The sequence below is a fragment of the Sphaerisporangium aureirubrum genome (genome assembly GCF_042658925.1).
GTDB lineage: Bacteria > Actinomycetota > Actinomycetes > Streptosporangiales > Streptosporangiaceae > Sphaerisporangium > Sphaerisporangium aureirubrum.
In genome coordinates this window covers 1-2,876 of the sequence record NZ_JBHSRF010000169.1, presented here as the reverse complement: position 1 = coordinate 2,876, position 2,876 = coordinate 1, and the positions used below count along the sequence as shown (strand labels likewise).

At 70.5% G+C, this 2,876-nt stretch carries 2 protein-coding genes; both read right to left on the bottom strand.

The window, feature by feature from the left end:
- Positions 1 to 696 precede the first annotated feature (696 nt).
- Complete coding sequence (locus ACFP1K_RS40935; RefSeq protein WP_380763967.1) at positions 697 to 1,062, bottom strand: thiol-disulfide oxidoreductase DCC family protein; 366 nt, start codon at positions 1,060 to 1,062, stop codon at positions 697 to 699.
- Between the two features lie 288 nt (positions 1,063 to 1,350).
- Positions 1,351 to 2,844, bottom strand: coding sequence for a cobyric acid synthase (locus ACFP1K_RS40930; RefSeq protein ID WP_380763969.1), 1,494 nt, complete (start codon positions 2,842 to 2,844; stop codon positions 1,351 to 1,353).
- Positions 2,845 to 2,876: the final 32 nt, after the last annotated feature.

The following is a 2,876-nucleotide window of genomic DNA, read 5'->3' as shown; positions in this document are numbered from 1 at the left end:
CCCACCTTCCTTTCCCACATCCGGCAACCCCCTCCCTTCACCCGTCCCGCTCCGCGGCAACGCCTCCCGACGCCAGCGAGACGTTTCGCACGACGGAACGCCGCACAGCAGGACCCCCCGCACAGCGGGACGCCGCACGACGAACCCGCCCCCTACCACGTCAGCTCTCCTTTCCCGGCGCCGAGACGGCGGGACGTGGTACGGCGAAATCGGCGCCGCCCTACGGCGGACAACCCGCGATGCGTGCGGCGCCAGGTGAAACGGTCCTTGCCGGAGGACGCGCTTCGCGCGGAAGACGCAAGGGCTGTCCTAATGCGGGGGACACCCCCGCACCCCCGAGCCTGCCGGGCTCACCGCACTCACCGCGCGTTACGATCCGTGCCCTCCGACTCGACTCCACGCCCAGCACGTCCCCGGTTCTAGCCGCCATGGGAGAGTTCTGTGCCATCGGCGACGCGGACCACGGTACGGCGAGAGCCGGCGCCGCCGGTATGGCGAGCTACTTGACGTCGCTTCGCAAACACTCGCACCGCCGAAGGAGCGCTGACGAACCCGATTCCCTCCTCCTCGATCACCGCACGCCGAGCCGCCGCACTCCAACCGCCGCACCCCCATTTGCCCCCGCTCCGGGGCTACTCCCCGGCGCCGACACGGCGGGTCCCACATTCGGCCAGATCGGCGCCGCCGTACGGCGGGCTACTTGGCGTCGATGCCGCAGGTGCTCGTGCCGCCGGGGAGGCGGTGGCGGTAGCGCGAGATGACGCGGTAGGCCACGTCGGCGGCCCAGCTGACCGGAGGTGTGAGGGCGACGCGGCCAAGGACGCGCAGCGGCAGGGAGGGCTGGACGGCGAGGAGGAGGGCGACGGCGCGGGCGCCGTGGGCGCGCAGACCGTCCGGGCCGAGGAGCTGGACCGAGGCGTTGACCTGGGCGAGGGTGAGACCGTGGCGGGCGAGGTCGAGCCCCTGCCACGCGGTCACCCTCGGCATGTAGGGGAGGAACTTCCTCGCCATATCAAGGCACATCCGGCAGAAGCCGCAGTCGCCGTCGTAGACCAAGAGCATTCCGCAGCCCTCCATATGCCGTAATCCGGTGTAGCCGGGTACCTTCCGCAACCAAGCGACCCTACACATGGAGAGCAGTAGCGTTTGATCGCTGGGCTGAACTATCGCACAAACTCCGATTTATCCGGAGCGGCGAATGTGATTCTTGAGATATCCATGTCCCTGGAGGTTTCGTCACCCCCCGACAGCGCGGAAAGCACCATCGGCGAAGGCCTCCGCCACAGGGGCGTCAGCGGCGAGCATCACCCGGCAGTCCCTGGCCACCCACGTCGAGTCCCGCCTCACCCGCTAGACATCCCCGCCCGGCGGTAGCACGGGCAGCCCCGCCGGCGCCCCCTTCTCGATCAGCTCCAGCAGCGCCTCGGTGTCCACGTACCGCTCCACCAGATCCCCGAGCGCGTCGAACTGCCGCTCCCGCAGCCCTGCGAACGACACCCCCGGCGCGGGCACGAACTCCCGCCCCGCCCGCGCGGCGACATCAGCGAGGAACGCCCGCCGGAAGTCGTCGTTCTCCAGCGCCCCGTGCCAGGTCGTCCCCCACACGTCCCCCACCCGGCACCCGTCCAGGAACGGCTCGGCGTCCCCGGTCACCGTCACGACCCCGTGATGAATCTCGTACGCCGAAACCCGGCACCCATAGGCCGTCCCCTCCGGCCGCGCCAGCGTCTTGTCCCTCGCGAACTCCACGGTGACTGGCAGCAGCCCCAGCCCAGCCACCCGCCCGACGCTGGACTCCACCTCATCCACGATGGAGTGGCCAAGCATCTGGTACCCCCCGCAGATGCCGAGGACCGGCCCCCGCCGCCCCCGCACCGCGTCGGCCAGCCCCGTACTCCTCAACCACTCCAGATCGCTGACCGTGGCCCGCGACCCCGGCAGAACCACCAGATCGGCCTCCCGCACCTCCGCCGCGTCCCCCGCCCGCGACACGAACCGCACACTCACCCCCGGCTCGGCCGCCAGCGCGTCCACGTCCGTGAAATTGGAGATCCTCGGATACCGCACCACCACCACCCGCAACCGCTCCCCCGCCGCCTCGTCCACCGGAACCTGCCGGTTGTCCAGCGCGAGGGAATCCTCCAGATCGAGCCACAGACCGTCCAGCCACGGCAGCACCCCGAACACCGGCCGCCCGGTAAGCCGCCGCAACGACTCCAGCCCCGGCGCGAGCAGCTCCGGCGCCCCCCGGAACTTGTTGACCACGAACCCGCTGATCAGCGCCTGATCCGCCGCCTCCAGCAGGGCCACCGTCCCGTACATCGCCGCGAACACCCCACCCCGGTCGATGTCCCCCACCACGACCACCGGAATCCCCGCGGCCCGCGCCAGCCCCATGTTCGCGATGTCCCCCCGCCGCAGATTGATCTCCGCCGGACTCCCCGCCCCCTCGCACACCACCACGTCGTACTTCTCCCGCAGCCGCCAGTACGCCTGCAGCGCCACCTCCCGCAGCCGGTCCTTGTACGCCCCGTACTCCATCGCGTCCACCTCAGCGAACGGCTTCCCCATCACCACGACCTGACTCCGCCGCTCCCCACCCGGCTTCAGCAGAATCGGATTCATATCCGCCGAAGGCTCCACCCCCGCCGCCCAAGCCTGCGCCACCTGCGCCCGCCCGATCTCCGCCCCCTCCGCCGTGACGAACGAGTTCAGCGACATGTTCTGCGCCTTGAACGGCGCCACCCGCACCCCCCTCCGCGCCAACCACCGGCAAACCCCCGCCGTAACCACACTCTTCCCCGCATCCGAGGTAGTCCCCGCCACCAACAAAGCCCCTCTAATCACCCCCCAACCCTCCCAGACCCCCCACCCCC